This window comes from Aquitalea magnusonii (assembly GCF_003202035.1).
Taxonomy (GTDB): Bacteria; Pseudomonadota; Gammaproteobacteria; order Burkholderiales; family Chromobacteriaceae; genus Aquitalea; species Aquitalea magnusonii.
The window spans coordinates 107,456-131,341 of sequence record NZ_QJKC01000001.1; the positions used below are offsets into that span (position 1 = coordinate 107,456).

The 23,886-nt window shown below is 61.2% G+C and carries 27 protein-coding genes and 1 tRNA gene; 3 read left to right on the forward strand and 25 right to left on the reverse strand.

Features of this window, described 5'->3' with window-relative positions; translation table 11 throughout:
• Positions 1–491 precede the first annotated feature (491 nt).
• From DFR38_RS00495 to DFR38_RS00595, 22 genes are all read right to left on the reverse strand, one after another.
• Positions 492–833 (reverse strand): hypothetical protein, encoded by a 342-nt coding sequence (locus DFR38_RS00495; protein ID WP_059285515.1) that lies wholly within the window; start codon positions 831–833, stop codon positions 492–494.
• Positions 830–1,276 carry a hypothetical protein gene (locus DFR38_RS00500; protein WP_059285514.1) on the reverse strand — a complete coding sequence of 149 codons (447 nt, stop codon included), beginning with the start codon at positions 1,274–1,276 and terminating at the stop codon, positions 830–832. Before DFR38_RS00500 ends, DFR38_RS00495 begins: the two co-directional genes overlap by 4 nt.
• Entirely contained in the window at positions 1,276–3,552 is a 2,277-nt protein-coding gene (locus DFR38_RS00505; RefSeq protein WP_158527666.1) for a DUF3987 domain-containing protein, read from the reverse strand. Before DFR38_RS00505 ends, DFR38_RS00500 begins: the two co-directional genes overlap by 1 nt.
• Positions 3,545–3,961, reverse strand: a complete 417-nt coding sequence (locus DFR38_RS00510) for a CHC2 zinc finger domain-containing protein (RefSeq protein WP_110312847.1) — start codon at positions 3,959–3,961, stop codon at positions 3,545–3,547. Before DFR38_RS00510 ends, DFR38_RS00505 begins: the two co-directional genes overlap by 8 nt.
• An 85-nt stretch (positions 3,962–4,046) precedes the next feature.
• The gene (locus DFR38_RS00515; RefSeq protein WP_059285512.1) at positions 4,047–4,322 is read right to left on the reverse strand and encodes a hypothetical protein; all 276 of its coding nucleotides are present in this window, start codon (positions 4,320–4,322) and stop codon (positions 4,047–4,049) included.
• Positions 4,316–4,624 (reverse strand): hypothetical protein, encoded by a 309-nt coding sequence (locus DFR38_RS00520; protein WP_059285511.1) that lies wholly within the window; start codon positions 4,622–4,624, stop codon positions 4,316–4,318. Before DFR38_RS00520 ends, DFR38_RS00515 begins: the two co-directional genes overlap by 7 nt.
• On the reverse strand, positions 4,621–4,887 hold the full coding sequence (locus tag DFR38_RS00525) for a hypothetical protein (RefSeq protein ID WP_059285510.1): 267 nt from the start codon (positions 4,885–4,887) through the stop codon (positions 4,621–4,623). Before DFR38_RS00525 ends, DFR38_RS00520 begins: the two co-directional genes overlap by 4 nt.
• Positions 4,887–5,342 (reverse strand): hypothetical protein, encoded by a 456-nt coding sequence (locus DFR38_RS20815; protein ID WP_146215879.1) that lies wholly within the window; start codon positions 5,340–5,342, stop codon positions 4,887–4,889. Before DFR38_RS20815 ends, DFR38_RS00525 begins: the two co-directional genes overlap by 1 nt.
• A 91-nt stretch (positions 5,343–5,433) precedes the next feature.
• Positions 5,434–6,105, reverse strand: a complete 672-nt coding sequence (locus DFR38_RS00530; protein ID WP_059285509.1) for a KilA-N domain-containing protein — start codon at positions 6,103–6,105, stop codon at positions 5,434–5,436.
• Positions 6,102–6,404: a helix-turn-helix domain-containing protein gene (locus DFR38_RS00535; protein ID WP_059285508.1), complete on the reverse strand. Its 303-nt coding sequence runs from the start codon at positions 6,402–6,404 to the stop codon at positions 6,102–6,104. The genes DFR38_RS00530 and DFR38_RS00535 overlap by 4 nt, the downstream gene beginning before the upstream one ends.
• A 9-nt stretch (positions 6,405–6,413) precedes the next feature.
• Positions 6,414–6,650: a helix-turn-helix transcriptional regulator gene (locus DFR38_RS00540; protein ID WP_059285507.1), complete on the reverse strand. Its 237-nt coding sequence runs from the start codon at positions 6,648–6,650 to the stop codon at positions 6,414–6,416.
• A 91-nt stretch (positions 6,651–6,741) separates the two neighbouring features.
• Entirely contained in the window at positions 6,742–7,839 is a 1,098-nt protein-coding gene (locus DFR38_RS00545) for a hypothetical protein (RefSeq protein WP_110312848.1), read from the reverse strand.
• 97 nt (positions 7,840–7,936) lie between these two features.
• The gene (locus DFR38_RS00550) at positions 7,937–9,151 is read right to left on the reverse strand and encodes a tyrosine-type recombinase/integrase (RefSeq protein WP_059285505.1); all 1,215 of its coding nucleotides are present in this window, start codon (positions 9,149–9,151) and stop codon (positions 7,937–7,939) included.
• Positions 9,152–9,328: 177 nt separating this feature from the next.
• Positions 9,329–9,416, reverse strand: a tRNA-Ser gene (locus DFR38_RS00555).
• A 74-nt stretch (positions 9,417–9,490) separates the two neighbouring features.
• Complete coding sequence (recN, locus tag DFR38_RS00560) at positions 9,491–11,161, reverse strand: DNA repair protein RecN (protein WP_059285504.1); 1,671 nt, start codon at positions 11,159–11,161, stop codon at positions 9,491–9,493.
• 12 nt (positions 11,162–11,173) lie between these two features.
• A complete protein-coding gene (locus tag DFR38_RS00565) occupies positions 11,174–12,049 on the reverse strand; it encodes an NAD kinase (protein WP_059285503.1) in 876 nt (291 codons plus the stop codon).
• Between the two features lie 10 nt (positions 12,050–12,059).
• Positions 12,060–12,728 carry a response regulator transcription factor gene (locus tag DFR38_RS00570; protein ID WP_110312849.1) on the reverse strand — a complete coding sequence of 223 codons (669 nt, stop codon included), beginning with the start codon at positions 12,726–12,728 and terminating at the stop codon, positions 12,060–12,062.
• Positions 12,725–14,995 (reverse strand): ATP-binding protein, encoded by a 2,271-nt coding sequence (locus DFR38_RS00575; RefSeq protein WP_110312850.1) that lies wholly within the window; start codon positions 14,993–14,995, stop codon positions 12,725–12,727. The genes DFR38_RS00570 and DFR38_RS00575 overlap by 4 nt, the downstream gene beginning before the upstream one ends.
• Before the next feature lie 153 nt (positions 14,996–15,148).
• A complete protein-coding gene (gene msrA, locus DFR38_RS00580; protein ID WP_059285138.1) occupies positions 15,149–15,682 on the reverse strand; it encodes a peptide-methionine (S)-S-oxide reductase MsrA in 534 nt (177 codons plus the stop codon).
• A gap of 55 nt (positions 15,683–15,737) precedes the next feature.
• Complete coding sequence (locus DFR38_RS00585; protein ID WP_059285139.1) at positions 15,738–16,643, reverse strand: histone deacetylase family protein; 906 nt, start codon at positions 16,641–16,643, stop codon at positions 15,738–15,740.
• Between the two features lie 11 nt (positions 16,644–16,654).
• Entirely contained in the window at positions 16,655–16,870 is a 216-nt protein-coding gene (locus tag DFR38_RS00590) for a DUF1653 domain-containing protein (RefSeq protein ID WP_059285140.1), read from the reverse strand.
• Positions 16,871–16,936: 66 nt separating this feature from the next.
• Positions 16,937–17,392, reverse strand: a complete 456-nt coding sequence (locus DFR38_RS00595; RefSeq protein ID WP_059285141.1) for a GNAT family N-acetyltransferase — start codon at positions 17,390–17,392, stop codon at positions 16,937–16,939.
• Between the two features lie 60 nt (positions 17,393–17,452).
• Between DFR38_RS00595 and DFR38_RS00600 the strand changes: the two genes are divergently transcribed.
• A complete protein-coding gene (locus tag DFR38_RS00600) occupies positions 17,453–18,400 on the forward strand; it encodes a tRNA dihydrouridine synthase (protein ID WP_110312851.1) in 948 nt (315 codons plus the stop codon).
• A 607-nt stretch (positions 18,401–19,007) separates the two neighbouring features.
• Here the strand turns inward: DFR38_RS00600 and DFR38_RS21345 are convergent.
• The 3 genes from DFR38_RS21345 to DFR38_RS00610 form a co-directional block, all read right to left on the reverse strand.
• Positions 19,008–19,154: a hypothetical protein gene (locus DFR38_RS21345; protein WP_170124147.1), complete on the reverse strand. Its 147-nt coding sequence runs from the start codon at positions 19,152–19,154 to the stop codon at positions 19,008–19,010.
• A gap of 11 nt (positions 19,155–19,165) precedes the next feature.
• Positions 19,166–19,744 (reverse strand): LexA family protein, encoded by a 579-nt coding sequence (locus DFR38_RS00605; RefSeq protein ID WP_059285142.1) that lies wholly within the window; start codon positions 19,742–19,744, stop codon positions 19,166–19,168.
• A 204-nt stretch (positions 19,745–19,948) separates the two neighbouring features.
• Complete coding sequence (locus tag DFR38_RS00610; RefSeq protein WP_059285163.1) at positions 19,949–20,749, reverse strand: helix-turn-helix transcriptional regulator; 801 nt, start codon at positions 20,747–20,749, stop codon at positions 19,949–19,951.
• 223 nt (positions 20,750–20,972) lie between these two features.
• On the opposite strand from DFR38_RS00610, the gene DFR38_RS00615 reads away from it, so the two are divergent.
• Both DFR38_RS00615 and DFR38_RS00620 read left to right on the forward strand, forming a co-directional pair.
• Positions 20,973–22,466, forward strand: coding sequence for an aldehyde dehydrogenase (locus tag DFR38_RS00615; protein ID WP_110312852.1), 1,494 nt, complete (start codon positions 20,973–20,975; stop codon positions 22,464–22,466).
• Positions 22,467–22,493: 27 nt separating this feature from the next.
• Positions 22,494–23,876 (forward strand): aspartate aminotransferase family protein, encoded by a 1,383-nt coding sequence (locus DFR38_RS00620; RefSeq protein ID WP_110312853.1) that lies wholly within the window; start codon positions 22,494–22,496, stop codon positions 23,874–23,876.
• Positions 23,877–23,886: the final 10 nt, after the last annotated feature.

Genomic DNA, 23,886 nt, shown 5'->3' on the forward strand with positions numbered 1-23,886 from the left:
CTCTAGTTTTCCCTAGTAGCTTGCACCGTCTGCACGTCAACAAATGACAACATGGCCATGCCAACAATCCAGCCCCCAGCATGTCAAGTTTTGACAAGTAGGTGGGCGGCCTGCTGTCCGGTCGGCATGTCAGGTTTTGTCAGGTAGCAGTGCCGGCTGATTTCGTCATTTTTCATCTGGTTGTCCGGTTGGCATCTCAAGGTTTATCAAGTAGCTGGCCGGGTGGCCAGTGCGCGCCATCTTAGGATTTCTTGGGATGCAGGCATAACAATTGATAACAGGGGCGTGCAATGCGGATTGCTGGCACAGAAATGGCCTTTCCTGCGTACTTGCCGCATCAGATGGGGATTGCATGGGATTGTTTTCAAAAACAGTCGGATTGCCGGAAGTGGCCCCTTGACAGCCGATTGCATGGGGTTAATTTCAAAATCAGTCTGATTGCGGTTTCAGACGCAAAAAAGGCGGGTCGCCCCGCCTCGCTCACCCGCCTGTTATATGCCCTGCATCTGTCGGCTGATCATCTCGCCCACGGCCATCTTGCCCACTGCATCCACAGCCTTGACCAAGGCCGGCAGCAAGCGTCTGGCATCCGGGTTGCCACGTAGCAGCCACGTTTCCAGATACTCGGCCTGTGGGTAGTGGATCTGGCGCAGCATGGCGACAAACTCCACCAGCGCAGCCTTGGCCCGTTGCTGGCCCGCTAGTGTGCTGTCATCGCTTCCAATGCAGTCGGACAGAATTAGCAGCGTTGCTGGCATGCTCAACTGCATAGCGCCGTCCGGGTCGCCGTGAATCGGCATGAAGTGGTCTTGCAGGTTCAGCGGCTTGCTCATTTGCGTTTCCTTTCATCGTTGCGGCCAATCAGCAGGGTTTTGACGTGGCGGCGGTAGGTCTCGAACAGCTCCCACTCGGTGGACTCCTTGCGGGCTATCTGCCGGCGGGCAAACAGGATGGCCTCGTCAATGCTGCGCTGGTCCCAGCCATCCAGCCGGGCCGTGGTCGTGATGGCACGCATCAGGTCTTCATGGATGGTTGGCAGGGGGTGGCCTGTTCCCGGTGCAATGGCAGTGACCGTGGCGCTGGTCTGCTTCGGTGCAGGCGGCACAGTGCGGCCAGTCCCCACCAGCCACACATGCAGGGCATCGCGGTTGCGCTTGATCTGTTCCACCAGGGCGGAAGGAACAATCGACAGGGGGCTGAGATGCACCTTGCCTTGTTGCGCCCAGCAGTTGGCACCGGTGGCGGCAATGGCGTTGTAGAGGGTTTCGGGCGTCATCAGAATTTCACCTCGTCAGTACCGGTCAGCAGGTGGTCAGCGGCCTCATAGGCTGCGCTCCAGTCGTCGATGCTTTGGCTGTCCAGTGCGGGGACTGGCGGTGCTGTCGTGACTGGTGGCGGGCTGCTCAATGCCAGCTCTGAAAAACTCGGTTTTGGCGAGTTGCTAATGCTAATCGTGCTAATTTTGCTAACTTCACCCCCTGACCAACCCTGCGAATTAGCGGGATTAGCAGAATTAGCATTAGCACGGCCTGATAGCTGCATTCCTTGCAGGGTGAAACTGGCCCCATCAAACGTCAGCCACTGGCGGCGGACTAGCTCATTAAGGGCTGCATTGCGGCGGTCTTTGTCCTTGCGCAGTGGGCCATAGCCTTTGGTGGCAATCGCTGATTTTGTGAAGGTCTTCCATCGCACATCATCCCTCTGCAAAAACTTGAGCAGCTCTTGAGCGTCGCGCTCTGTGGCGGATAGCTGGGTGGTTTCCGACAGGCGCAGCCATTCCGCCAGGCTGTAGCTCACCAGGCTGCAAGCGCGGGCCATGTCCTCACCCGACACCAGCAAATGCTCTGCCGGTTGCTCAAAGTGCCGCCAAACGGCAAACACCGTGGCCACTCTCACCGCCAGTTCGCCCGCACGGCCGCCGAAGGCTTGCAGGCTGCCGGTCAGGTCACCATCCAGCGGCGCTTGCCGGGCTTCTGTGGCGTTGTAGAAGGCCAGCCATAGAGCGGTGGCGTCAGTGGATAGCGTGGCGCTGGGCAGCTCCAGCCCGCCGTACTGGTCCACGTTTTCCGGCTGCTGGTTCATCCTCCCCAGCACAGCCCAATAGCGGCCAAGGCGCTGATCATGATCGGCCCGCTGGGTCAGTGTGCTTTCATCCAGGAAGCGCCCACCGGCAAGACTGGGCGGACTACTCAGCAGGAAGCGCGGCAGCAAGCCTTGGTCCCGCAGCAGCGGATCTGTCAGCGAGGAGGCAATGACGCTGGGCTGGCCAGACAGGAAGAGGCCAAAGCGGACGTTGTAGCGCACCCCACTGCCAGAGTCCTGCCCGATCCGGTCGCGCTCCACACCTCGGCCATCAAACAGTCTAGTGAGGACGCCCAAGGCCCCGGCGCGGGTATCGCTCTTGAGCGTGTGCCCACCGAAAAACTGCGCAGCTTCGTCCGACGACCAGGACAGGGCTGGGCGGCTTCCTCGCACAAAATCGCTGACAATTTTCTCTAGTGTGGCCTCTGTGTAAACGCTGCGCGGATCGCGTGGCCGGTCTTGCAAGATGTCTTCACGCTCTGGTCCCCTGGCTGCGGCGGCCTGCCGCTCTACCGCCTCGGCCTGGGTCTTGTGACGCTGGCGCTGCTCAATCTCGGATTGAGTAATCGGGTGGGTGGCCAGCGAAAAAGTAGCGCTCTTGCGGTCGCCGCTATTGGCCAGACTCAGCACAAACAGGCTGCAAGGCATTGCGCCCATCTTGGGGTGGTCGGCATTGGCAATGCGCTGGGCAACGTGCGCCACGGCAGCCAGTACCGCCATCCCGGCCAGCGGCTCAGGGGCCTGCACATGCTCGGCAATCGCCTGGGCGGCTTCTTGCATGGCCCCCGGCAGGCAATCGGCAGGCCACGGTGTCGGCTCACTGTCGCGCTCGAAAGGCTCCGGCCCGGTATCGGGCATTTCCACCTCGATCAGCGGCAAGGCAGCCAGCTCGGCCGGCTGGTGGGCGGCCAGCCAGTCCACTACATCGCCCTTGCTGGGCAGCGACAGGACAGACACGTCCACAATGCTGATTGCCGCCACGCCAGCGGCCTGTAGCAGCGGCAGGCAGTCGGCCAGGTACTTTGCCCCGGCTTCGTCATTGTCGGGCCAGATTGTCACGCTACGGCCCACCAGCGGCGTCCAGTCAGCCACATTGGCACTGTCAGCAGCTCCACTGGTGACTGCCACATGGCCCAGCCTCAGCAGCGCATCGGCAGCCTTCTCTCCTTCCACCAGGAAAACAGCGTCATCCGGTTGCAGGGCAAGGGCATGCAGGCCGTACAGTGGTTTTCCACCAGCAGGGGCTGGCGGTTCGCCAAAGCGGTATTGGCCGCCGCCGTGGTACATGGGCCTGATCCACTTATCACCGTTGTCATGCTTGGCCCTGATGCGCCAGTAAAGTGCTGTGCCGCTGGTGTCGGTATAGGTGTGCAAGGCTTCGGGCTTGTAGCCGGCGGCCTGGGCCTGGGCGGACAGGCGTCTTGCCGCCATCCGTGCTTCGTCGCTGGGTTTTATCGTCAGGTCAGCCATGTTGCACCTCCCATGCTCCAAGAGCCTTGGCAGCGTCGATAAAGCTGGCACCGGTCTGCTGGCGGTGGAAAGCCAGCACATCCCCACCGGCAGCCTGGCAGGCATGGCAGCGATAGGCCCCGGTGTGGACGTTGACCGACAGGCTGGCGTGGCTGTCATCGTGGAAAACGCACTTGGTCATGCGCCATTCCCCCTGGCCGCGCAGCTTCATGCCCTGGGCCTCAAAGAAGGACTGAGGATCTGGCAGCAAATCCCGCTTGAATTGACCGGGTGCTGTGCCAGAATAGTGGCTCGACTGTTTAATTTTCTCGCGGCCCACTCCCTGGGCCGTTTCTTTTTTCTGGCGCAGATTGGCGTAGAACTGCCCAATGGCCTCGCCCACCAGTTGTTTCATCTTTTCAGGTGTCATGTTCTGACCTTTCAGATGTGCCGCGCCCTATTGCCCGTTATCGGCCTTGGGACGCGGCCTAAGATTTCAGATTGTTGGGGAAGGGTTAGCGGTTGAGGCTAGTCAGCAGCTCCGGCGCTCGTTCGGTGATGCGCTGATAGAGCACGGCCACGGCGTCACTGCCCTGATGCTCCAGGGCGTCAGCCAGGCATCCGGCAAACACGCTGGCGAAGGCTTCCAGCAGGGTATGCGCGGCTTCTGTGCGGTCTGCCGGGGTTTCATAGGCCGAAGGGTGCAGATGCTCATTCAAGAGCAGCAGCAGGCGGAAGGCGGCGGACTGGCCGTCATACTCGGCGGCGTGGATCTGGTTCGGGGTCAGCATGGCACGGCCTCCCTGCGGGTGTGCGGCTGCATATGAGCAAGCAAGGCTTCAGAGCAGGCCCGTAAAGCCGCTTCATCCCCATAAATACCAGTCTTGAACTGACCATCAGACAGCATGGTAACGACAAGGCGGGCGGTTACCTCTGCGCCATCAGCTGGCACAGCAATGCTGTCATCAGTAATGATGGCTGCCGGGGCGCTTGCTAGAAAGCCGTCCATCAGCTCGGACAGTTTTTCATCTTTCATCAGGCCAGCGCGGCCATTGGCATACAGGGAAAGAGTCAGGCGGGAAACTTCGGTCATGCTTCACCTCCAGTCACTACGTTGGACAATAGGGACACTTCGTCTGCCAGGTTGTCGGCAATCCACATGATGGTGTCTTGCACGTCGTCGGACATGGCCCGGAAAACGTCGCCTTCATGGCCGGTGGTCATCTTGAGCAGAGCGCGCAGCTGTGCGGTCTTCTGCGTCAGCAGGTCCACGGCGTCGGCATGGTGGATGAAGGATGTTTTACCGCTGGTTTCAGTGACTTCCAGCCCTTTGATGCTTGCTTGACGGGTAGCCATTAGCGCACCTCCGCAACGGTGAAGCCGACAGAGGCAGGAGCAATGCGTACAGCGTGGCCGGTGCGGGCCAGATGCAGGCGGGCAAGGGCTTGGGCTTCGGCCAGATTGGCAGCGGTGCCGATGTTGTGAGCAATGGGGAACATGCGCGTCAGGGCGCGGGAAAGATTGGGCATGGTGGCCTCCTCTATGAGCGTAAAGCTCGCCTCCCGTCGCCAAACGGGGGTGGCAAGCACGTGGCAGGGTTGGCGAACCGGCATAGAGGTACCGGCATACCCGAAGGTATCCCCACCACGGCTTGCCATAGAAATGGGCGCACCAGTGGTGTTGCGGACGGACGTAAAAATAGCCGCTAGGCGGCTGTCCGCCTCTATGTTCGGGTCGCCAAACCCGGTGCCGCTATTGAACGGCACGGGCTTATTATCACGCTGAGTAGGTAGGCAAGCAAGGGAAATCATGCGGTTATTCTCCCGATCATGAAGCCAGTTAGCAGGATGGCGGCGTCAGCAAGGTACGGTGCCAGACTGGTGTAGATCCGATAGAGGCGGTTCATGCTGTCAGCCTCCCGCTTGTATCGTTCGCAGCCAGGTTCTGGCGCTGTTCCTGGGCGAAGGTGTGCAGGGCTTGCTTGCGCTCGTCGTAGGCCATGCCACGGCCCAGTAACACCATGTCTTGGGCTTCCAGCAGCTCCAACAAGCGCAGGCCAGTCCTGCTTAGACTGTTGCGGTCTATGGCAGCACGTTGGCCGGTCAGTACTTCATTGATTAGCAGGGCCTCGTTGCTGTAGTGGTGTCGTGCCGTTGTCTTGCCATCGGCCTGCCGGGACAGGTTCAGCATGTCGCAGACGCCACGGAAGCGGCTGGCGGCCTCGATGCGGGCAGACTGCCAGTCACTCACGCCAGCATGGCCACGGATCAGGCCGTCTATCTGCATGTCGCACCAGATGGCCAGACGGGTATCCAGCCAGCGGGCAAAAACAACAGCCAGCTTGGGGTGCATCCAGGTGCCGCCGTTATTACCGCGCTTGGTTTTCAAAAGTGAGCCAGGCTCACATTTGAGCATGTCGGCCAGGGTGGTGATGTATTCCCGCGTCCCGTCCTGATTGAGCCAATCAACTGGGCGCTTGCCGTATTTATCGGCTGCCTCGGTGGCATTGAACCAAGCCTCAGCGGTGAAGCTCATCACGCTGCCGTCAAAGTCTGCTTTCACGATCTTGCTCATGCTGCTTCCTCCACTTTGCCGTAGCCAGGTCGCGGCCATTCCGGTGTGCCAAGCACGTACTGGGCGACACGGCGGCGCTCTTTGCCACGGAAGTACACTGCAGAGTGAATCACGCTGATGATGTTGAAGCCCATGCCACGCAGTTCATGGATGCGTGAGGCGGCTTCAGGAATGGAGTAATTACCGGTCAGCGTCAGGCTGTAGAGCGGTTTGCCACTCTTGGCATGCTGGCGCAGTAGGTTGAGGACTTCGCCGACCTGTCCGGTCGGGCTGGGGGCTTTTCGGGCTTGCTGTTCCATGTCCGCCCCTTATGCCGCGTCGGCCTGATAGTTGACCGGATCGGCAAGCCAGCGGTGCAGGTCGCTATTGCGGTACATGGTGCAGCGGATGCCCATGCGGATCGGCTGAGGGGCGCGGCCTTCCATGCTCAGGCGGCGGAAGGTTTCGCGGCAGACAGGGGAGAAGCGTTGGAATTGTCCCCACCGGCTTAGGCCGTCAGCCGGTAGGGTTGCAGGGGCGGGGAGATGCTGGGTATTGCTTGCCATCGTTTTGCCTCCTTGGGCATCGGTTGCGATGGCTGCAAATGTAAAGCGGCACGGCGGCGGCTTTCTGGTAATCCCAACTGGTAATTGGTAATCAGGTATTTCCCAGTAGGGCGAGGCCTTGGGAAATGTACTTCCTGATGTTTTCAGGACTGAGGCCGAAGGTGTCGGCATTGGGTAGGTTCTTGCATACGACCTCTATTTCTTGGCTAATTTGCGAGTAGTTTGGGTTCTCACCTCGTTTGTACCTGCCTCCCTTTTCGGCTAGTACCAGAGCAAGCCCCGCTAGCATTTTGAGGGTTGTATCTGATGGCAAATCAGAGCTATTTCCACTGTCTCCGTTGTCTTCAAGAGATGCCTCAAATTTGGATATATCTGATGCCTTGACCATTAGTACGGAGTCGCTTGGAAGTCCCGATGAAGGGTAATAGTTATTTTTTTCTGGTTGAGATGCTGCTTTTTTTAGGTACTCTTTCCTGTTTTTGGTATGCTCATCCCTAATTTTTTTTGCTTCATCTTCTTTTATTTTTTTCTGTTTTATTTGACGCTCAAGCTCTTTCCCTGCGGCTAGTGAGCCCTTTTGGTATTGATTGTCGTCGAATGATTCTTGTAATTGATAAATTTTTCCATTTTCATCTTCGACAAAAGCCCCGTCAATGCTTGTCAGTGTGATGGAAGGGCCTCCAGTTTTTAATTGAAACTCATGCCTAATATCCAGTCTCTCTGCACCAATCATGGGTAAGGTATAGCAGCCCTTTAGTGTTACAATGTGGTCTTCTAGTTCAAAAACCTCTGTTTCATTTCGTGGCCCCTTGTATATTGCAGTTAGTGGGTACTCTTTTAAGATATCTAGTAGTTGCTGTGATAAATGGTCAATCCAATTTTTGGATTCATTTAATAGTTCGTCAGAAGTATACTCGGCAGTTTTCGGAAACTCTTTGTTGAAAATTTCTAGCATTTCTCCTTTGATGCTTGGGTTCATAAATAATGAGAACTTGGCATCCGCAATGGGAACCCTATTGCATGGGATGGCTTGAGTGTGATTAACAAAATCAACAGAGAGTTTTAAGTGGCCATCAATAGCAAGCTGTAAGACATCCTTAATATCAACGTCTTCGCCCAGGGATGCTGTCAGTCGCTTTGCAGCATCCTCAAGAGTTAGAAATTTTTTTAGTTTGAACAGTTTATTCATCACGCCCCCTTCGGCGTCCCTTGTTGGGTTTGCCAACACCAGGCGGCAAGGGTTTCCGCTTTTCGCCCCGTCGGGCTAGGTGTCGGCAAAGCTGGTGTTATGCGGTCTTGCGAATGGGTGTCACCTTGGCCCCGGCCTTGACTGCATCCAGGTACTTGCTCCAGTCACGCATCATGCTGGCCCGTTGTTCCAGATAGCGCGCATGGTTGTATGCGGCGCTGACGGCATTGCGCGGTGCGTGGGCAAGCTGTAGCTCGATATGGTCGTGCGGGTAGCCTTGTTCGTGCAGGATGGTGGAAGCAATGCCCCGGAAGCCGTGGCCGGTCATGCGGCTGTGGTAGCCCATGCGGTAGATGGCATAGAGCAGGGTATTATTGCTCATGCTCTTGCCTTCTCCGCGCTCACTGGGAAATAGCAGGGGGCGGTTGCCCGACAGCTTCCTGATGTCTTCCAGAATGGCCAGGGACTGGTCAGTCAGCGGGACAATGTGTTCTTCCCGCATTTTCATGCGCTCGGCCGGTATCCGCCATTGCCGGGCCTCCAAATCAAACTCCTCCCACTTGGCCCCGATCAGTTCGCTGGTGCGGACAAAGGTGTGCGCCATCATTTGCAGGGCAAGGCGGGTCAGCGGCTGGCCGTCGTAGGCGTCAATCAGGCGTAGCAGCTCCGGCAGCTCCTTGGCGCTCAGGCGGGCGTGGTTGGTTTTCTTGGCAGACTTGAGGGCGTCGGCCGGCTTCACGTCGGCAGCCGGGTTGCGTTCGGCCAGGCCGTGGGCCACGGCATAGCGCATGATCTGGCCGCAGGTTTGCAGTGCGCGCTTGGCAATATCCAGTGCGCCGCGGGCCTCGATCTTCTTCACCGTCATCAGCAGCAAGGGTGTGGTGATGTCCGTCACCGGCTTGTTGCCAATGACCGGGAATACATCTGCCTCCAGCCGGCGCAATACATACTCGGCGTGGCGCTCGGTGCGTGTGCTGCGCCAGTCCTTCCACCATTGGCGGGCCACGGCCTCGAAGCTGTTTTCGCTGACGATCTTGGCAATCAGCTTTTCCTCTTGCCGGTTCTGCGATGGGTCGATGCCTTGCTTCACCAGGTCTTTGAGGCGGTCGCGCTCCAGCCGGGCAGCTTTCAGGCCGGTGTCAGGGTAGGTGCCAAGGGAGAGGAGGCCGGGTTTGCCGTTGAAGCGGTAGCGGAAGCGCCACCATTTGGCCCCGGTAGGCTGAATGTGCAGGGCAAGGCCCTCGCCATCGGAAAGTGTATAAGCCTTGTCCTGGGGCTTTGCAGCCTTGATTACCGGGTCTGTCAGCTTCATGGTGGGGACCAATGTGTATAACTTCTGGATGCTTCATTTTAGTTATACGCATTGTTATACACAAATTTTGGTGTTCCCAGCGTTGCCCATGGTTGGCAATGGATAACAAAAAACCCCGTAGAAGCTAGGTTCTATCGGGGTTCTGTGGGCAATGCTGGGTGTTGCTAGGCGTATACGTGGCGGAGGCTGTGGGATTCGAACCCACGGACGGTTTCCCGTCGGCAGTTTTCAAGACTGCTGGTTTAAACCACTCACCCAAACCTCCGCAGTGTCCATGCCATCAGCGCTGGGCGCCGCTGGCAAAGAGGACGCAATCATAACCGCCCCAAGCCGTTTTGGCTAGGGGGTGGCACGGTTCATTTCCAGCATTTCGGCGGCGTGCTGGCGGGTGGTCTGGGTAAGTTCCGCCCCACCCAGCATACGGGCGATTTCCAGCACGCGCTGTTCGTGCTCCAGCGGGGTGATGCGGCTGACCACGCGCTTTTTCTCTTCGCGCTTGCTGACCTGCCAGTGCTGCTCGCCGCAGGAGGCGACCTGGGGCAGGTGGGTGATGCACAGCACCTGGTAGCGCTGGCCCAGCTGCTTGAGCATGTGGCCGATGACTTCGGCCACGCGCCCGCCAATGCCGACATCCACTTCGTCGAAAATCAGTGTCGGTACGCTGGCCACCTGGCTGATCACCACTTGCATGGCCAGGCTGATGCGCGACAGCTCGCCGCCGGAGGCTACCTTGGCCAGCGGACGCAGGCTGGTGCCAGCGTTGGCGGCCACCAGGTATTCGATGGATTCCAGGCCGTGCGCGCCGGGCTCGGCCAGTGCGGCCAGTTCGATGGCGAAGCGGGCGCTGCTCATGGCCAGCTGCTGCATTTCCTTGCTGATGCGGGCAGACAGTTCGCTGGCGGCCTGGCGGCGCTTGCCGGACAGGGCTTCGGCCAGGGTGCGGTAGCGCGACAGGCTGGCGGTTTCGGCCAGCGCCAGGGCTTCGCTGTCGGTGGAGGCTTCCAGCGCGGCCAGCTGGGTTTGCCAGTCTTCCAGCTTGAGCGGCAGTTCCTGCGGCTGTACGCGGTATTTGCGGGCCATGCTCATCAGGCTGTCGATGCGGCTTTCCACCTGTTGCAACTGGCCGGGGTCTTCGTCGATGTCGCTGGCGTAGTCGCGCAGGCTGTACACCACTTCGCGCAGTTCGGCGTCCACCGAATCCAGCAGCGACAGGGTGTCGGCCAGGCGCGGGTCGAGGTTGGCCAGCTTGCTCAGGCGGGTTTGCACCTGGGTGAGTACGGACAGGCAGTTGCCCTCCATCTCGGACAGGGTGTCGACGGCGTATTGGGCGCTCTGCACCAGTTCGGCGGCATTGGCCAGGCGGGAGTGGCTTTGGTTGAGGCTGGCCCACTCGTCCTGTTGCAGGCCCAGTTCGGTCAGTTCGTTGATCTGCCAGGTGAGTCGTTCGCGCTCCACTTCGGATTCGCGTGACAGCTTGTCGGCATCGGCGCGCGCCTTGCGCGCGGCTTGCCATTCCTGCCAGGCCTGGTGCACTTCACGCGCCAGCGAGCTGCTGCCGGCATAGGCGTCCAGCAGTTCGCGCTGGGCTTCGGCTTTGACCAGCGACTGGTGCGCATGCTGGCCGTGGATGTCGACCAGGAATTCGCCCAGCTGTTTGAGCTGGGTCAGCGTGGCCGGCTGGCCGTTGATAAAGCTGCGCGAGCGGCCGGATTTGTCCAGCACGCGGCGGATGAGCACGATGTCGTCGTCACCGGACAGGGCGTTTTCCTGCAGCCAGGCTTTGATCTCCGGCCGTTGCCGGCTGTCGAACTCGGCGCTGATTTCTGCCTTTTCGGCGCCTTCGCGTACCAGCGAGCCTTCGGCGCGATCGCCCAGCAGCAGGCCGAGGGCATCCAGCAGGATGGATTTGCCAGCCCCGGTTTCGCCGGTCAGTACGGTGAAGCCGGGGGCAAAGTCCAGCGCGATGCTGTCAACGATGACGAAATCTTTGACCAGTAGGGATAGCAGCATGGTGTGTGCGTGTCAGAGCAGTCGCTCGCCCCAGTGAAGCTTGTGGCGCAGCATGTCGTAGTAGTTGTAACCCACCGGGTGCAGGATGCGCAGCGGGTTGCGGTAGCGGCGGATCAGCACGCGGTCCATTTCCATCAGGTCGCAATGCGATTGGCCATCGAAGTGAACCCGTGCGTCCAGCCCGCGGGTCAGCATGAATTCCACCTCGCAGGAGTCGTTGACGGCGATGGGGCGGTTGTTCAGCGATTGCGGGCAGATGGGCACCAGGGCGATGGCCTGCAGCGTAGGGTGCAGGATGGGGCCGCCGGCGGCCAGCGAATAGGCGGTGGAGCCGGTGGGGGTGGACACGATCAGCCCGTCCGAGCGTTGGCTGTAGACGAACTGGTTGTCGATGAAGACTTCGAATTCGATCATCGAGCCGACAGCGCCACGGCTGAACACGATGTCGTTGAAAGCCAGCGCATTGGCCACCTCGGCATCTTCCCGGATCAGCGAGGCTTGCAGCAGGATGCGGTTTTCCGGGACAAAGTGGCCGGCGAGGATGGCGTCGATGGCTTCCAGCATTTCATGGCGCGGGATGTCGGTCATGAAGCCCAGCCGGCCTTGGTTGATGCCCACCAGCGGTACGCGGTAGGGGGCCAGCACGCGGGCGATGGACAGCATGGTGCCGTCGCCGCCCAGTACGATGACCAAGTCGGCCAGCTTGCCCATGTCGCTGCGTTCGATCAGCAGGTGCGGGCCGGCTTCGGCCGGCGTGGCGCTTTCCTTGTCGACGAACACGGTGATGCCGGCTGCGGCAAGGTGGTCGGCCAGCGTGCGTAGCGATTCCACCACTTGAGGTTTGCTATGTCGTGCCACCAGGCAGACATGTTTGAACAGTCGTTCCATGTGGGCGATTCTACTGCCTTGCGGTCGTTTCGTTCAAAAAAGACTCGTCGCTGCGTTTTTTGCCGGTGGCTTCGAGTGCCTTGAGGTAGAAGCGGATCAGGTCGGCCAGCGAATCCACGCCCAGCTTGCTGAACAGATTGGCGCGATGTACCTCGATGGTGCGCGGCGACAGGTCCAGCTGGCGGGCGATTTCCTTGCTGGACAGGCCATCGGCCACCAGTTCCAGCACTTCGCGTTCGCGGCCGCTGATGCGGTCCAGCAATTGCATGACTTCCTGGGTTTCTTCTTCCTGCTGCTGCTGGTGAATGCTCATGCGGATGCCCTTGCGCAGGCTGTCGATCAGGCGGTTCTGGTCGATGGGCTTGGTCAGGAAATCGATGGCGCCGGACTGGAAGGCGCGGCGGCACTGTTCGATGTCGCCATGGCCGGTAATGAAGACGATGGGAATGGTGATGCCGCGTTCCACCAGCTTTTCCTGCAGCGCCAGGCCGGTAATCTGCGGCATGCGGATATCCAGCACCATGCAGCCGATTTCGCCTTCGGTATAGTTTTCGAGAAACTCCATGGCACTGGCGAAGGTCACCGTGCGCATGCCCTGGGCCATGATCAGCAAGGCCAGCGAGTCGCGCACGGCCGGATCATCATCCACGATGAAAACGGTTGGCATCATGTACTTCATGAAACTTGTTCTCCTGCTACAGCCTGTGCTGTCGATGTGGTAAGTGCCGGGAGGTCGATCACGAATTGCGCGCCGCCGGATGGGCGGTTGCTGGCCAGGATCTGGCCTCCCATATTGTCGATGGCCGTCTGGCAGATGGCCAGTCCCAGCCCCATCCCGTTGGGTTTGGTGCTGAAGAAGGGGTCGAATATCTTGTCTTGCAGTGCGGTGGCGATGCCGGGGCCGTTATCGGCGATCATGATACGCACTCGCGTCGCATCCTGCTCGGTGCTGATGATCAGCCTGCCCCAGGGGTGGACGCTTTCCATGGCGTCGATGGCGTTGCGCAATATATTCAGGATGACCTGCTCCAGCTGAATGTTATCAGCATAAACGGCGGAGAGCTTGTCGGAAAAATACTGTTCCAGGTGAATGTCGTGGCTTTGCAGCTCGAATTCCAGCAGGGCGAGGGCATTGGCCACGATCTGGTTCGGGTCCAGCAGGCTCTGGTGCTGGTTGCGCTTGCTGACGAATTCGCGCAGGCGCTGGATGACCTGCCCGGCACGCTGTGCCTGGTGGGCAGCACTCTGCATGGCGCGGCAGACCAGTGGCAGATCGGGGTCTTCTTCCGCCAGCAGGCTCAGGCTGGCCTGGCAGTAGCTGACAATTGCCGACAGCGGCTGGTTGATTTCATGGGCGATGCCCGAGGCCATTTCGCCCATGGTGTTGATGCGCGCGACGCGCGCCAGCTCTTGTTCGTGCTGGCGCAGCCGGCGCTCGCTGGCTTCCAGTGCCGCCAGCATGTGCTGGCGGCGCGGGGCGGTGTCGCGCAGGGTGAGCACGGCGCCGAGCAGCCGGGTTTGCTGGTCGAATACCGGTGACACACAGCCTTCCACCAGCAGTTTTTCACCCGAGCTGCGGGTCAGGTAGCTGCTGTCTGGCAGGTAGACGTTGTCACGGATCTGCATGGCCTGGGTAAAGGGGTCGGTGTCGCCGGGGCGGGCAAATTCATGCCCCAGCCGCAGCAGCTGGCGCACATTCTGGCCGATGACGCTGTGATGCCCCGGCCCCAGCAGCATGCTTGCCGAGGGATTGATGTACTGGATGCGAAAGGTGGTGTCAAAGGTGACCACGGCATCGGCAATGGCTTGCAGGGTGACGCTGGCGTGCTCGCGTTCGCGGTGCAGGTGATCCATGGCGCGGCGGCGGATATTGCGCTGGCGCTGCTGCTGGGCGGCCAGCAGCCATAGCAGGTAGCACAGCAGGGTATTGGCTACCAGGCCCACGGCCAGCAGGGGCAGGGATAGCTGCTGCCATGCCAGTGGCTGTGCCAGTTGCAGGCGATAGCCGTCGACAGGCAGCACGACTGGCTGCTGGGCGCCTTGTACTGGCAGCAGACTGTTGCCGCCGCTTTGCTGGCCGCTAACTAGCGGGCTGGCGCTGCCATCCGGGGCCAGCAGGTCAAGTTGCAAGCCGCGGTAAGGTGCGGTGGATGCAGCCAGCAAGCCATCCAGTTGCAGGCTGAGCAGCAACACGCCTTGCAACTGTTCGCTGCGCACCAGCGGATTGGGCGAGGGCGGGTTGGCCGCATAGCGGGCCTGCAGCAAGAGCAGATGCCAGTGCTCAGCGATGCGGCTGGGCGGGCTGAATTGTACCGAGCCCTGGCTGACCGCCTGCTGCACGGTCTGGCCCAGCAGCGGGTCGTGCAGCAGGTCCAGCCCCTGCATGGCGCGCAGCGCTGCGGACGGCGCCGGCTCTTGCATCAGCAGCGGCAGGTAGTCATGACGCGGCGGTGCCGGCACATAGTTGCCGCTGTCCTGGCCCGCTGCGTTGCGGGTGGGCCAGTAGTCGCGGATGGCGAAAGCCTGGCCGCGCAGCTGGCTTTGCTGCTGTTCGAAGCGGGCGCGTTGGTCGGCGCGGATGCGCGGCTGCCAGCCCAGGTAATCGATAAACGGCTGGCGGGCAGCGGCCAGGCCGGCGAAATCGCGCAGCTGTGGTGTCGGGTCGGTCGCTTGTTGCGGCAGCAGCATGCTGGCGTGGTCCATCGTGGCCAGGGCCAGTTGCATGTGGGAGTTGATGTCGGCTTGCAATTGGCTGGCCAGGCCATCCAGTGCCTGTTGCTGGCGTTGCATGGCTTCGTGTACCAGCAGCAGGGCCAGCAGGGCGCAGAGCAGCAGATAAAAGCCGGCCAGCAGCCATTTGCGGCGGCGGTCGGTTTCCTGCAGCAGCTTCAGGTGGCGGTGCAGCAGGCTGGCCGGGTGTGAGGTGGCGGTGGGCTGGGCTGGCATGATGTTGTGGTGTATTGGCCAGTCATGGCAATGCAGTTGTCGACTGTAGCAGCAAGGGCCGCTTAACGCTAATTTGATCGCGGCCCCTGTCGTGGCGGCCCGGTCTGGCGGCTGTGCCGCCAGTGGCCGGTGTCATGCCGGCACGGGCCTCACTCAGCTATCTTTCAGCCATTGGGCAAACTGCCGGCGCAGCTTCATTTGCTTGGGCAGGATCACCGCCTGGCAATAGGGTTCGTGGCCATGCAGCTCGAAATAGCGCTGATGGTAGTCTTCCGCCGGATAAAAGTGGCTGGCGGCTTCCAGGGTGGTGACGATGGGGGCGGAGAAAATCTGTTGCTGCTCCAGGGTGGCAATGTAGTCGCGGGCCATGCGCTGCTGTTCGGCATCGTGATAGAAAATGGCCGAGCGGTACTGGCTGCCGACATCATGCCCCTGACGATTGAGGGTGGTGGGGTCGTGGGTGGCGAAAAATACCTGCAGCAACTGGCTGAAGCTGATGATCTGCTCATCGAAGTCGATCTGCACGGCCTCGGCGTGGCCGGTCTGGCCGCTGCACACGCTGCGGTAGTCAGGGTTGCTGGTATGGCCGCCGATATAGCCGGATTGCACCTGTCGCACGCCTTGCAAGGCCAGGAAAATGCTTTCGGTACACCAGAAACAGCCGGCGGCCAGTGTGGCTTTGCTCATGATTTGCTCCTGCGATAGTGGGTGGTCATGGTTGGTCGGTCTGGCCGGGTGCTGCTTACATTGCGCCGGCCCGGCTATGGTACTGCCAGGCAAGCTGCACGGTATTGCGCTGAATGGCCACCGTGTCGGCAATATCGTTGGCGTAACCGCCAGCCATGGTGATGGCCAGTGCGGCGCCATGCGCGGCGACCTGTTCCAGCACCAGCCGGTCGCGTTGCTGCAGCCCGGCCATGCTGAGCGCCAGCTTGCCCAGCCGGTCGCCGGCATAGCTGTCCGCCCCCGCCAGATAAAACACCAGCTCGGGCTGCTGCTGCCGCAGCAGTAGCGGCAGATGCTGTTGCAACAGGCGGAGATAGACTTCGTCGCCGGTAGCGTCGGGCAGGTCGATATCGAGCGAACTGGCCTCCTTGCGGAAGGGGAAATTCTTTGCGCCGTGCATGGAAAAAGTGAATACCCGGGCATCGTCGCGAAAGATGGCAGCGGTGCCATTGCCTTGATGGACATCCAGATCGACCACCAGAATGCGCCGTACCAGCCCTTCTTGCAGCAGCAGCTTCGCGGCGACCGCCACATCGTTGAATACGCAAAAGCCGCTGCCCTTGTCGCGGTAGGCATGGTGGGTGCCGCCAGCCAGGCTGATGCCGCAGCCATGCAGCAAGGCCGAGCGGGCGGCGGCAATGGTGGCACCCACCGAGCGGCAGGAGCGCTCCACCAGCTGTGGCGACCATGGCAGGCCGATTTCACGCCAGGCGCGCGCCGGCAGGCTGCCATCCAGCACCTGGGCGATATAATCGGGGCAGTGCGCCTGCTGCAGCTCCCATGGCGTGGCAGCCGCTGCCGTGTCCAGGCAGTCGGCGGCGAAGCGGGCCACGGCCTCGGTCAGCATCTGGTATTTTTGCGCCGGAAAACGGTGACCGGCAGGCAAGGGCAGGGGGAACTGGTCGGTACGGTATATGTGCATGGGCCGCCGGGCTAGAACAGCTTGACCGGGGCAAAGCGTGGCCGGCTTTCCCCTTCGTGGATCACGGTCTCCAGAAACATGCCGGCCGGGCGCATCCACAGTTGATATTCGCCATAGAGTGCGCGGTAAGCCACCATCGGCTCATGCGTTTCCGAATGCAGCCCCAGCCCCAGTACCTCGTACAGATTGCCACGATAGTGGCGATAGATGCCGCGTGGAATGTCCATTGCGTGCTCCTTGCAGTCAAAACGCTCGCCAGCATGGCCGGGAGCGGCCACCAGGTCAACTGCGGGTCAATTTCCCTTGCCATCCCAGTAGTACACCCGGAAGTCCGTGTCGAGCACGAAGCCATTGCGCTCATACAGCCTTTGCGCCTTGCTGTTGTCATGGGCGGTTTGCAGCATGATGTCGCCGCCACCCAGCTTCAGCACATGCGCCTGGCACACTTGCAGCAATTGCTTGCTGACGCCGCTGCCGCGGTATTCCGGCGCAACATAGAGATCGTGCAGCAGCCAGCTGGGCTTGAGCGTCAGCGAATTGAATCCGGGGTACATCAGGGCAAAACCCACCGCGACACCGGCATCTTCGGCCAGCCACAAGCGCGCCTCGTGCTGGCTCAGGCGGGCTTCGAGAAAGGCCAGGCAATCGGCAGCGGCCTGCTCGACATGATAAAAGGCCAGATAGGCCTGAAACAGCGGCAGGCAGCTGGCGGCCTGGTGTGGTGCGACGGGGGAGATCTTCAAGGTCATGCATTCGCTCCGGGGCAATGATTCCGTTACAATAGCGCCCTTTTTTCAGCAGGTTAAGCCATGAATCTGATGCTGGCGCCGATGGAGGGTCTGGTCGACCCCATCATGCGGGATGTACTGACCCGTCTGGGCGGTATCGACTTGTGCGTAACCGAGTTTGTCCGTGTCACCAATGTGCTGCTGCCGACGCGGACTTTCCATCGGCTGGCGCCCGAATTGCTGCATGGCGGCAAGACACGGGCCGGCACCACGGTGCGGGTGCAGCTATTGGGGTCCGACCCGGCATGCCTGGCTGAGAATGCCGCCAAGGTGGCGGGCCTTGGTGCGCCTGGAGTCGACCTGAACTTCGGTTGCCCGGCACCGACGGTCAACCGCCATCGCGGTGGTGCGGTATTGCTGACCGAGCCGGAGCTGCTGTACCGCATTGTCAGCCAGGTAAGGGCAGCTGTGCCGGAAGCCATTCCGGTCACCGCGAAGATGCGTTTGGGATACGAAGACAAGAGTCTGGCGCTGGAGTGTGCCCAGGCGCTGGCCAGTGCTGGCGCCGCCGAGCTGGTGGTGCATGCCAGGACCAAGCTGGAAGGCTACAAGCCGCCCGCACACTGGGACTGGATTGCCCGTATCCGCGAACATGTCACGGTGCCGGTCATTGCCAATGGCGAGGTGTGGACCGTGGCCGACTATCATGCCATTCGTGCGCAGAGCGGCTGTGAGCGTGTCATGATCGGACGCGGCCTGATTGCGGCTCCCGATCTGGCACGACGTATCGCCAGCGACCAGTCGGCCACCCCCATGGCCTGGTCCGTGCTGATGGAATGGTTGCTCGACTTCTATCAGCAATGCGTGGCAGAGGCGGGTGAGTCGCGCTATCCGCCGGCCCGGCTCAAGCAGTGGCTGGGGCAGCTGAAGAAAACCTATCCCGAGGCGGCCGCTTTTTTTGAGCGGATACGGCGCGAAACTTCGGCTGAGAATATTCTTAAGATCATGCGGGATATGTCTGCTAAGTAAATTCACCCATAGTCAATGCCATGGGCAAAGCGATACGATGATTCTGTGCTTGGTTCTTGGTATGGATCCAGGCGCTGTATGACCGGATGCCCTCAGCTTCCGGTCCTTACACTTCCCCGATACCCTGTTAATCCCTCCCCTTGTGGGAGGGCTTTTTTATGGTTCCTCCCGCTTCGCTTCCCTCGGCGCAGCTTGCCAGGGCTGCCATGCTGGCATGGCTACCAGCCTTGATCCTGCTTTGTTTCAGCGATTTCTCACTAAATTTCTCACCATGCCCTGTGGCGGATCAGCGCGGCAGGGGCAGTTGCCGCAGCCTAACAGCAGCAGACCCTGCAAGGATGGCCGCCGGCTACGCTGGCGCATGATGTGCCAGGCAGTGTGGCGCGGGTTTGTTGGCGGGGTGGACGTCTGGCGTGGTGCAGGCTGGCCGGCGGGCAGGCTCGGGCCGTGGTGATGCTGGGTGCCGGTGCTGCGCTTGGCCGGACCGGGCCTGGATTGCCGGCTGCTGCTCGCACTGGCCCCGCGTGTTGCTCAGGCCGGGCGTTCGCAGCGGAACCGGCAGGGCGCCGGTTCGCTGGAGGTGTGCCGATGGCGGTACGCCATGGCTTCAGACAAACTGCACCGGGACAAAGTAGCTGCGACCGGTACGGGACACCAGCACTTGTGGCTGGCCGGCGCGCACTTCGCGAAAGGCGCGCGGCAGGCGACGCCAGTCCATGAACTTCATCTTGATCAGGCTTTCATCGATTTGCATCTTGCTCTCCTTTACGAGACCGGATGGATGACATTGGTCACCACACCCCAGATAAACAGCGCCGCTTCTTCCGGCACCTCAATCGGCGCGTAGGCCGGGTTTTCCGGCATCAGAAACAGCCCGCTCGCCGTTTTCTCCAGCCGTTTCACCGTCAGTTCGCCATTGATGACGGCTACCACCACCTTGCCGCTGCGCGCCTGCAAGGAGCGGTCGACAATCAGCAGGTCGCCATCGTGAATGCCGGCATTGATCATGGAGTCGCCCTTGACCGTCACCATGAAGGTGCTGGCCGGGTGGCTGACAAGGTGGGCGTTCAGATCGATGTCGGCTTCCTTCAGGTCATCCGCCGCCACCGGCGAACCGGCCGGCACCCGGCTGGCGAACAGGGGCAGCGACAGCTGGCTGAGGGTGTCGGACAGGGTGCGGATATCCTGCGTGTCCGCCGTTTTCACCGAGCGCAGCTGGCGGTATTCCGCCAGCCAGTCTTCCAGCAGGGGGCGCAGTGGTTCCGGCACCCGCATGGCCACGGTCTTGTCGCCACCGAATGCGGATTTGCGTCCTGCGCCATCGCGTTTACCACCTTGGGCCATGCCGGCTTCCTTTGCTGTTGCTGTGATATTGATTGTGTACAAATTCAAATTGCTTGGCAACCAGCATAGGGAAAATGTCCTGTTTTGCGGCTCCGGACTGTGGCATTCCTGTCGCATGTCACGCTGCCGGGACAGAAAAACCGTTGCATGACAAGGCTTTGGCGCAGGGCGGGCTGGGGCGGCAAGGCGCTGCCGCTACCCGTGTCAATCGGCTGCGGCCGCGCTGGGAGCGGAAAACAGCAGAAACAGGCCAGCCTGATTGCTGACGCCCAGCTTGGCGTAGAGATTGCGCCGGTGCACCTTGGCGGTATCCAGCGAGATGCCCAGTTCGCGCGCCACGGCCTTGGTGGAGTGGCCGGCCAGCACCAGCAGGGCGACTTGCACTTCGCGTTCGGTGAGGTGGGGCTCGCCACGCTGGCGCAGTGCATCTTCCAGCCGCAGCTGGCGCTCGGCCGGATTGTGGCGCAGCTGCTCGGTCAGATGGGCATCCAGCCGCATGGCCTTGCCCATCAGGGGCAACAGCCAGGGGCTGAACAGCTGGCAGGCACCGATTTCGACATCGGTAAAGCGCCGGCGGCTGCCCAGCGACAAGGACAGCACGCCCTGACCGGGTATGGGCAGCAGGAATTGCAGTTCGTCAGCCCCGACATTGCGGCTGAAGTACTGGCGGAAATACTCGGTGTCACGGAATGAATCGGGTGCCACATCATCCAGCCGGTACAGGCCGCTGGCCGGCTGCTGCTGGCTGAAGGCATAGAAGGGATCGATGCGGTAGAGCTGGGCGCGGTAGTCGGCAAACAGGTCGGCAGCGGCCAGATTGGCAGCGTGATCGGCCAGGATGTGCGGTGCCTGTTCCGGCTGAAACAGCAGGACCACCCAGGTATCGAAGGTGATGACATCGGCCAGCAGCCGTGCCAGGGCTGGCCAGAAACCGGGCTCACCCAGTTTTTCCATCAATCGGCCCAGCCTTTGGTGAAAGGCCAGGTCTGCCACTGCAAGCTGCATGTTCTTTCCTTTGTTGTCGCCGTTCATGGCCGCACATGGCCCGCCATGATGCCGCAAGCCGGCTTGTTCCTCGCTACCCCGGCGGGGTTAGCCGGCTAACCCATCAAGGCTATGTTGCTGCTGCCGGTGGCTGCCTAGACTGGCCGGCAATGAGTAGCAAGCCTGCCAGCGGCCATCGGCCTGTTCCGGCGCAGGGCTTGCACCCCGACAGGAGAGTAGCACGATGCATGCACGAGATACCGCTTTCTGGACTGCCTGCGCTGCCGCCTTGCGCCCGGCCAGCCAGGCTTATATCGATGGCCGGTTGCAGGATGCACGGGACGGCCGCCAGTTTGCCAGCAGCTGCCCGCACACCGGTCAGACACTGGCCATGGTGGCGCGCTGCGACCGGGCGGATGTCGATGCCGCGGTAGCCGCAGCCCGTCGCAGTTTCGATGCCGGCCACTGGTCGCGCTGCCATCCGCGTGAGCGCAAGGTTGTGCTGCAAAAGCTGGCGCAACTGCTGCGTGACAATGCCGACGAGCTGGCCTTGCTCGATTGCCTGGACATGGGCAAACCGATCTCGGATGCGCTGAATATTGATGTCCCGGCTACCGCGGCGCTGTTCGACTGGTATGCCGAAGCCTGCGACAAGCTGTACGACGAAGTAGCTCCCACCGGGCCGGATGCGCTGGCGCTGGTGACGCGCGAACCGGTGGGCGTGGTGGCGGCGGTGATTCCGTGGAACTTCCCGCTGGACATGGCGGCGTGGAAGGTGGCCCCGGCGCTGGCCGCCGGCAATAGCGTGCTGCTGAAGCCGGCCGAGCAGTCGCCCTTGTCGGCCATCCGGCTGGCGCAACTGGCCAGCGAGGCCGGCCTGCCCGATGGCGTGCTGAATGTGCTGCCTGGCTATGGCGAAGAAGCCGGGCAGGCGCTGGGCCTGCATCCGGATATCGATTGCCTGTCATTTACCGGCAGCACGGAAATCGGCAAGCGTTTTCTGGCGTATTCGGCCGCTTCCAATATGAAGATGGTGTGGCTGGAGTGCGGTGGCAAAAGTCCCAATCTGGTGTTTGCCGACTGTGCCGATCTGGATGCGGCCGCGCGCAAGGCAGCCTTCGGCATTTATTTCAATCAGGGGCAGGTGTGCTCCGCCAGTTCGCGCTTGCTGGTCGAATCCAGCATTCACGACTGTTTTGTCGAAAAACTGTTGGTCGAGATGGCGTCGTTCCAGCCGGGCAATCCGCTGGACCCGGCCACCCGGCAGGGGACGCTGGTGGATGCCGGGCATACCGCACGGGTACAGGGTTTTATTGCCAGCGGCCTGCAGCAAGGTGCCAGCCTGCTGGCTGGCGGCGAGCGCCTGCGCATAGGCCATAGCGATTGCTATCTGCAACCCGCGCTGTTTACCGGTGTGACCCCCGACATGCGTATTGCTCGCGAGGAAATCTTCGGCCCGGTGCTGTCGGTGCTGCGGTTTGACAGCGAGGCCGAGGCCATCGCCCTGGCCAATGACAGCATCTATGGCCTGGCAGCGGCGGTTTGGACCGACCAGCTGCGCCGCGCCCACCGCGTGGCCCGCGCCCTGCGCGCCGGTACGGTATCGGTGAATACCGTGGATGCGCTGGATGCCGGCGTACCGTTTGGCGGCTGCAAGCAGTCCGGCTTTGGCCGCGACCTGTCGCTGCATGCGCTGGACAAGTTCAGCCAGCTCAAGACCACCTGGATCAGCCTGTAAGCCGGCGCAGCCGGCATGGAGACCTCAATGAAAAATACCCAACCCGTTCGCAGTACCGCCGAATACCAGGCGATGGATGCCGCCCACCATATTCATGCCTTTCTCGACCAGAAAGCCTTGAACGAGGAGGGCGCCCGCGTCATTACCCGTGGCGAAGGACTGTATGTGTGGGATAACGAGGGCAAGCAGTATCTGGACGGGATGTCCGGCCTGTGGTGTACCAATGTCGGTTATGGTCGGCCAGAGCTGATCGATGCTGCCACCCGTCAGCTGAAGGAACTCAGTTATTACAATATGTTTTTCCACACCACCCATCCGGCCGTGGTGGAATTGTCCGAGCGGCTGTTTTCCCTGCTGCCCGGCAACTATAGCCATGTGATTTATACCAATTCCGGCTCCGAGGCCAATGAGGTGCTGATCCGCACCGTGCGCCGCTTCTGGGATGTGATGGGCCAGCCGGACAAGAAAATCTTCATCGGCCGCCACAATGGTTATCACGGCTCCACCGTCGGTAGCGCCTCGCTCGGTGGCATGGCCTTCATGCACGAGATGGGTAATCTGCCGATACCGGGGGTAGAGCATATTGCCGAGCCTTACTGGTATGCCCATGGCGGCAAGCTGAGCCCGGCCGAGTTTGGCCTGAAATGCGCGCAGGAACTGGAGGCGAAAATCCTGCAACTGGGCGCGGACAAGGTGGCGGCTTTTGTCGCCGAACCCTTCCAGGGTGCGGGCGGGATGATTTTTCCACCGGAAAGCTACTGGCCGGAAATCCAGCGTATCTGCCGCCAGTACGATGTGCTGCTGTGCGCCGACGAGGTGATTGGCGGTTTTGGCCGTACCGGCGAATGGTTTGCCCACCAGCATTTTGACTTCCAGCCCGACACGCTGAGCATCGCCAAGGGCCTGACTTCCGGCTACATCCCCATGGGCGGGCTGGTGCTGTCGCGGCGCATGGCCGAGGCGCTGATCGCCAAGGGCGGGGTGTTTGCCCACGGTCTGACCTATTCCGGCCACCCGGTGGCCGCCGCGGTGGCGCTGGCCAATCTGGATGTGCTGCAGGGCGAGGGCATGGTGCAGGCCGTCAAGCAGGACACCGGTCCCTATCTGCAACGCTGCCTGCGTGAAGTGTTTGCCGACCACCCGCTGGTGGGCGACATCCAGGGCACGGGCATGGTGGCGGCCCTGCAGCTGTGCGAAGACAAGGCCAGCCGCCAGCTGTTTGCCAACGAAGACGACATCGGCTGGCGCTGCCGTACTCATGGCTTTGACGAGGGGCTGATCATCCGCTCCACCCATGGCCGCATGATCATGGCGCCCGCGCTGGCCATTACCCGCAGCCAGATCGACGAGCTGGTTGGCAAGACCCGCCGCGCGGTGGACCGCACCGCACAGGAGCTGGGTCTGTTGTAAACAGCGGGCG

Coding starts and splice junctions, on each gene's coding strand:
- DFR38_RS00515 (WP_059285512.1), bottom strand. CDS start 4,322: ATGCTGACCCCGAACCAGATCCACGCCGCCGAGTATGACGGCCAGTCC.
- recN (WP_059285504.1), bottom strand. CDS start 11,161: ATGCTGCTATCCCTACTGGTCAAAGATTTCGTCATCGTTGACAGCATC.
- DFR38_RS00495 (WP_059285515.1), bottom strand. CDS start 833: ATGAGCAAGCCGCTGAACCTGCAAGACCACTTCATGCCGATTCACGGC.
- DFR38_RS00520 (WP_059285511.1), bottom strand. CDS start 4,624: ATGACCGAAGTTTCCCGCCTGACTCTTTCCCTGTATGCCAATGGCCGC.
- DFR38_RS00590 (WP_059285140.1), bottom strand. CDS start 16,870: ATGGACATTCCACGCGGCATCTATCGCCACTATCGTGGCAATCTGTAC.
- DFR38_RS00530 (WP_059285509.1), bottom strand. CDS start 6,105: ATGAGCAAGATCGTGAAAGCAGACTTTGACGGCAGCGTGATGAGCTTC.
- DFR38_RS00570 (WP_110312849.1), bottom strand. CDS start 12,728: ATGAAGTACATGATGCCAACCGTTTTCATCGTGGATGATGATCCGGCC.
- DFR38_RS20815 (WP_146215879.1), bottom strand. CDS start 5,342: ATGATTTCCCTTGCTTGCCTACCTACTCAGCGTGATAATAAGCCCGTG.
- msrA (WP_059285138.1), bottom strand. CDS start 15,682: ATGAGCAAAGCCACACTGGCCGCCGGCTGTTTCTGGTGTACCGAAAGC.
- DFR38_RS00595 (WP_059285141.1), bottom strand. CDS start 17,392: ATGACCTTGAAGATCTCCCCCGTCGCACCACACCAGGCCGCCAGCTGC.
- DFR38_RS00535 (WP_059285508.1), bottom strand. CDS start 6,404: ATGGAACAGCAAGCCCGAAAAGCCCCCAGCCCGACCGGACAGGTCGGC.
- DFR38_RS00540 (WP_059285507.1), bottom strand. CDS start 6,650: ATGGCAAGCAATACCCAGCATCTCCCCGCCCCTGCAACCCTACCGGCT.
- DFR38_RS00500 (WP_059285514.1), bottom strand. CDS start 1,276: ATGACGCCCGAAACCCTCTACAACGCCATTGCCGCCACCGGTGCCAAC.
- DFR38_RS00510 (WP_110312847.1), bottom strand. CDS start 3,961: ATGACACCTGAAAAGATGAAACAACTGGTGGGCGAGGCCATTGGGCAG.
- DFR38_RS00615 (WP_110312852.1), top strand. CDS start 20,973: ATGCATGCACGAGATACCGCTTTCTGGACTGCCTGCGCTGCCGCCTTG.
- DFR38_RS00550 (WP_059285505.1), bottom strand. CDS start 9,151: ATGAAGCTGACAGACCCGGTAATCAAGGCTGCAAAGCCCCAGGACAAG.
- DFR38_RS00620 (WP_110312853.1), top strand. CDS start 22,494: ATGAAAAATACCCAACCCGTTCGCAGTACCGCCGAATACCAGGCGATG.
- DFR38_RS00605 (WP_059285142.1), bottom strand. CDS start 19,744: ATGGCCCAAGGTGGTAAACGCGATGGCGCAGGACGCAAATCCGCATTC.
- DFR38_RS00575 (WP_110312850.1), bottom strand. CDS start 14,995: ATGCCAGCCCAGCCCACCGCCACCTCACACCCGGCCAGCCTGCTGCAC.
- DFR38_RS21345 (WP_170124147.1), bottom strand. CDS start 19,154: ATGCAAATCGATGAAAGCCTGATCAAGATGAAGTTCATGGACTGGCGT.
- DFR38_RS00585 (WP_059285139.1), bottom strand. CDS start 16,643: ATGCACATATACCGTACCGACCAGTTCCCCCTGCCCTTGCCTGCCGGT.
- DFR38_RS00610 (WP_059285163.1), bottom strand. CDS start 20,749: ATGCAGCTTGCAGTGGCAGACCTGGCCTTTCACCAAAGGCTGGGCCGA.
- DFR38_RS00600 (WP_110312851.1), top strand. CDS start 17,453: ATGAATCTGATGCTGGCGCCGATGGAGGGTCTGGTCGACCCCATCATG.
- DFR38_RS00525 (WP_059285510.1), bottom strand. CDS start 4,887: ATGGCTACCCGTCAAGCAAGCATCAAAGGGCTGGAAGTCACTGAAACC.
- DFR38_RS00565 (WP_059285503.1), bottom strand. CDS start 12,049: ATGGAACGACTGTTCAAACATGTCTGCCTGGTGGCACGACATAGCAAA.
- DFR38_RS00505 (WP_158527666.1), bottom strand. CDS start 3,552: ATGGCTGACCTGACGATAAAACCCAGCGACGAAGCACGGATGGCGGCA.
- DFR38_RS00545 (WP_110312848.1), bottom strand. CDS start 7,839: ATGAATAAACTGTTCAAACTAAAAAAATTTCTAACTCTTGAGGATGCT.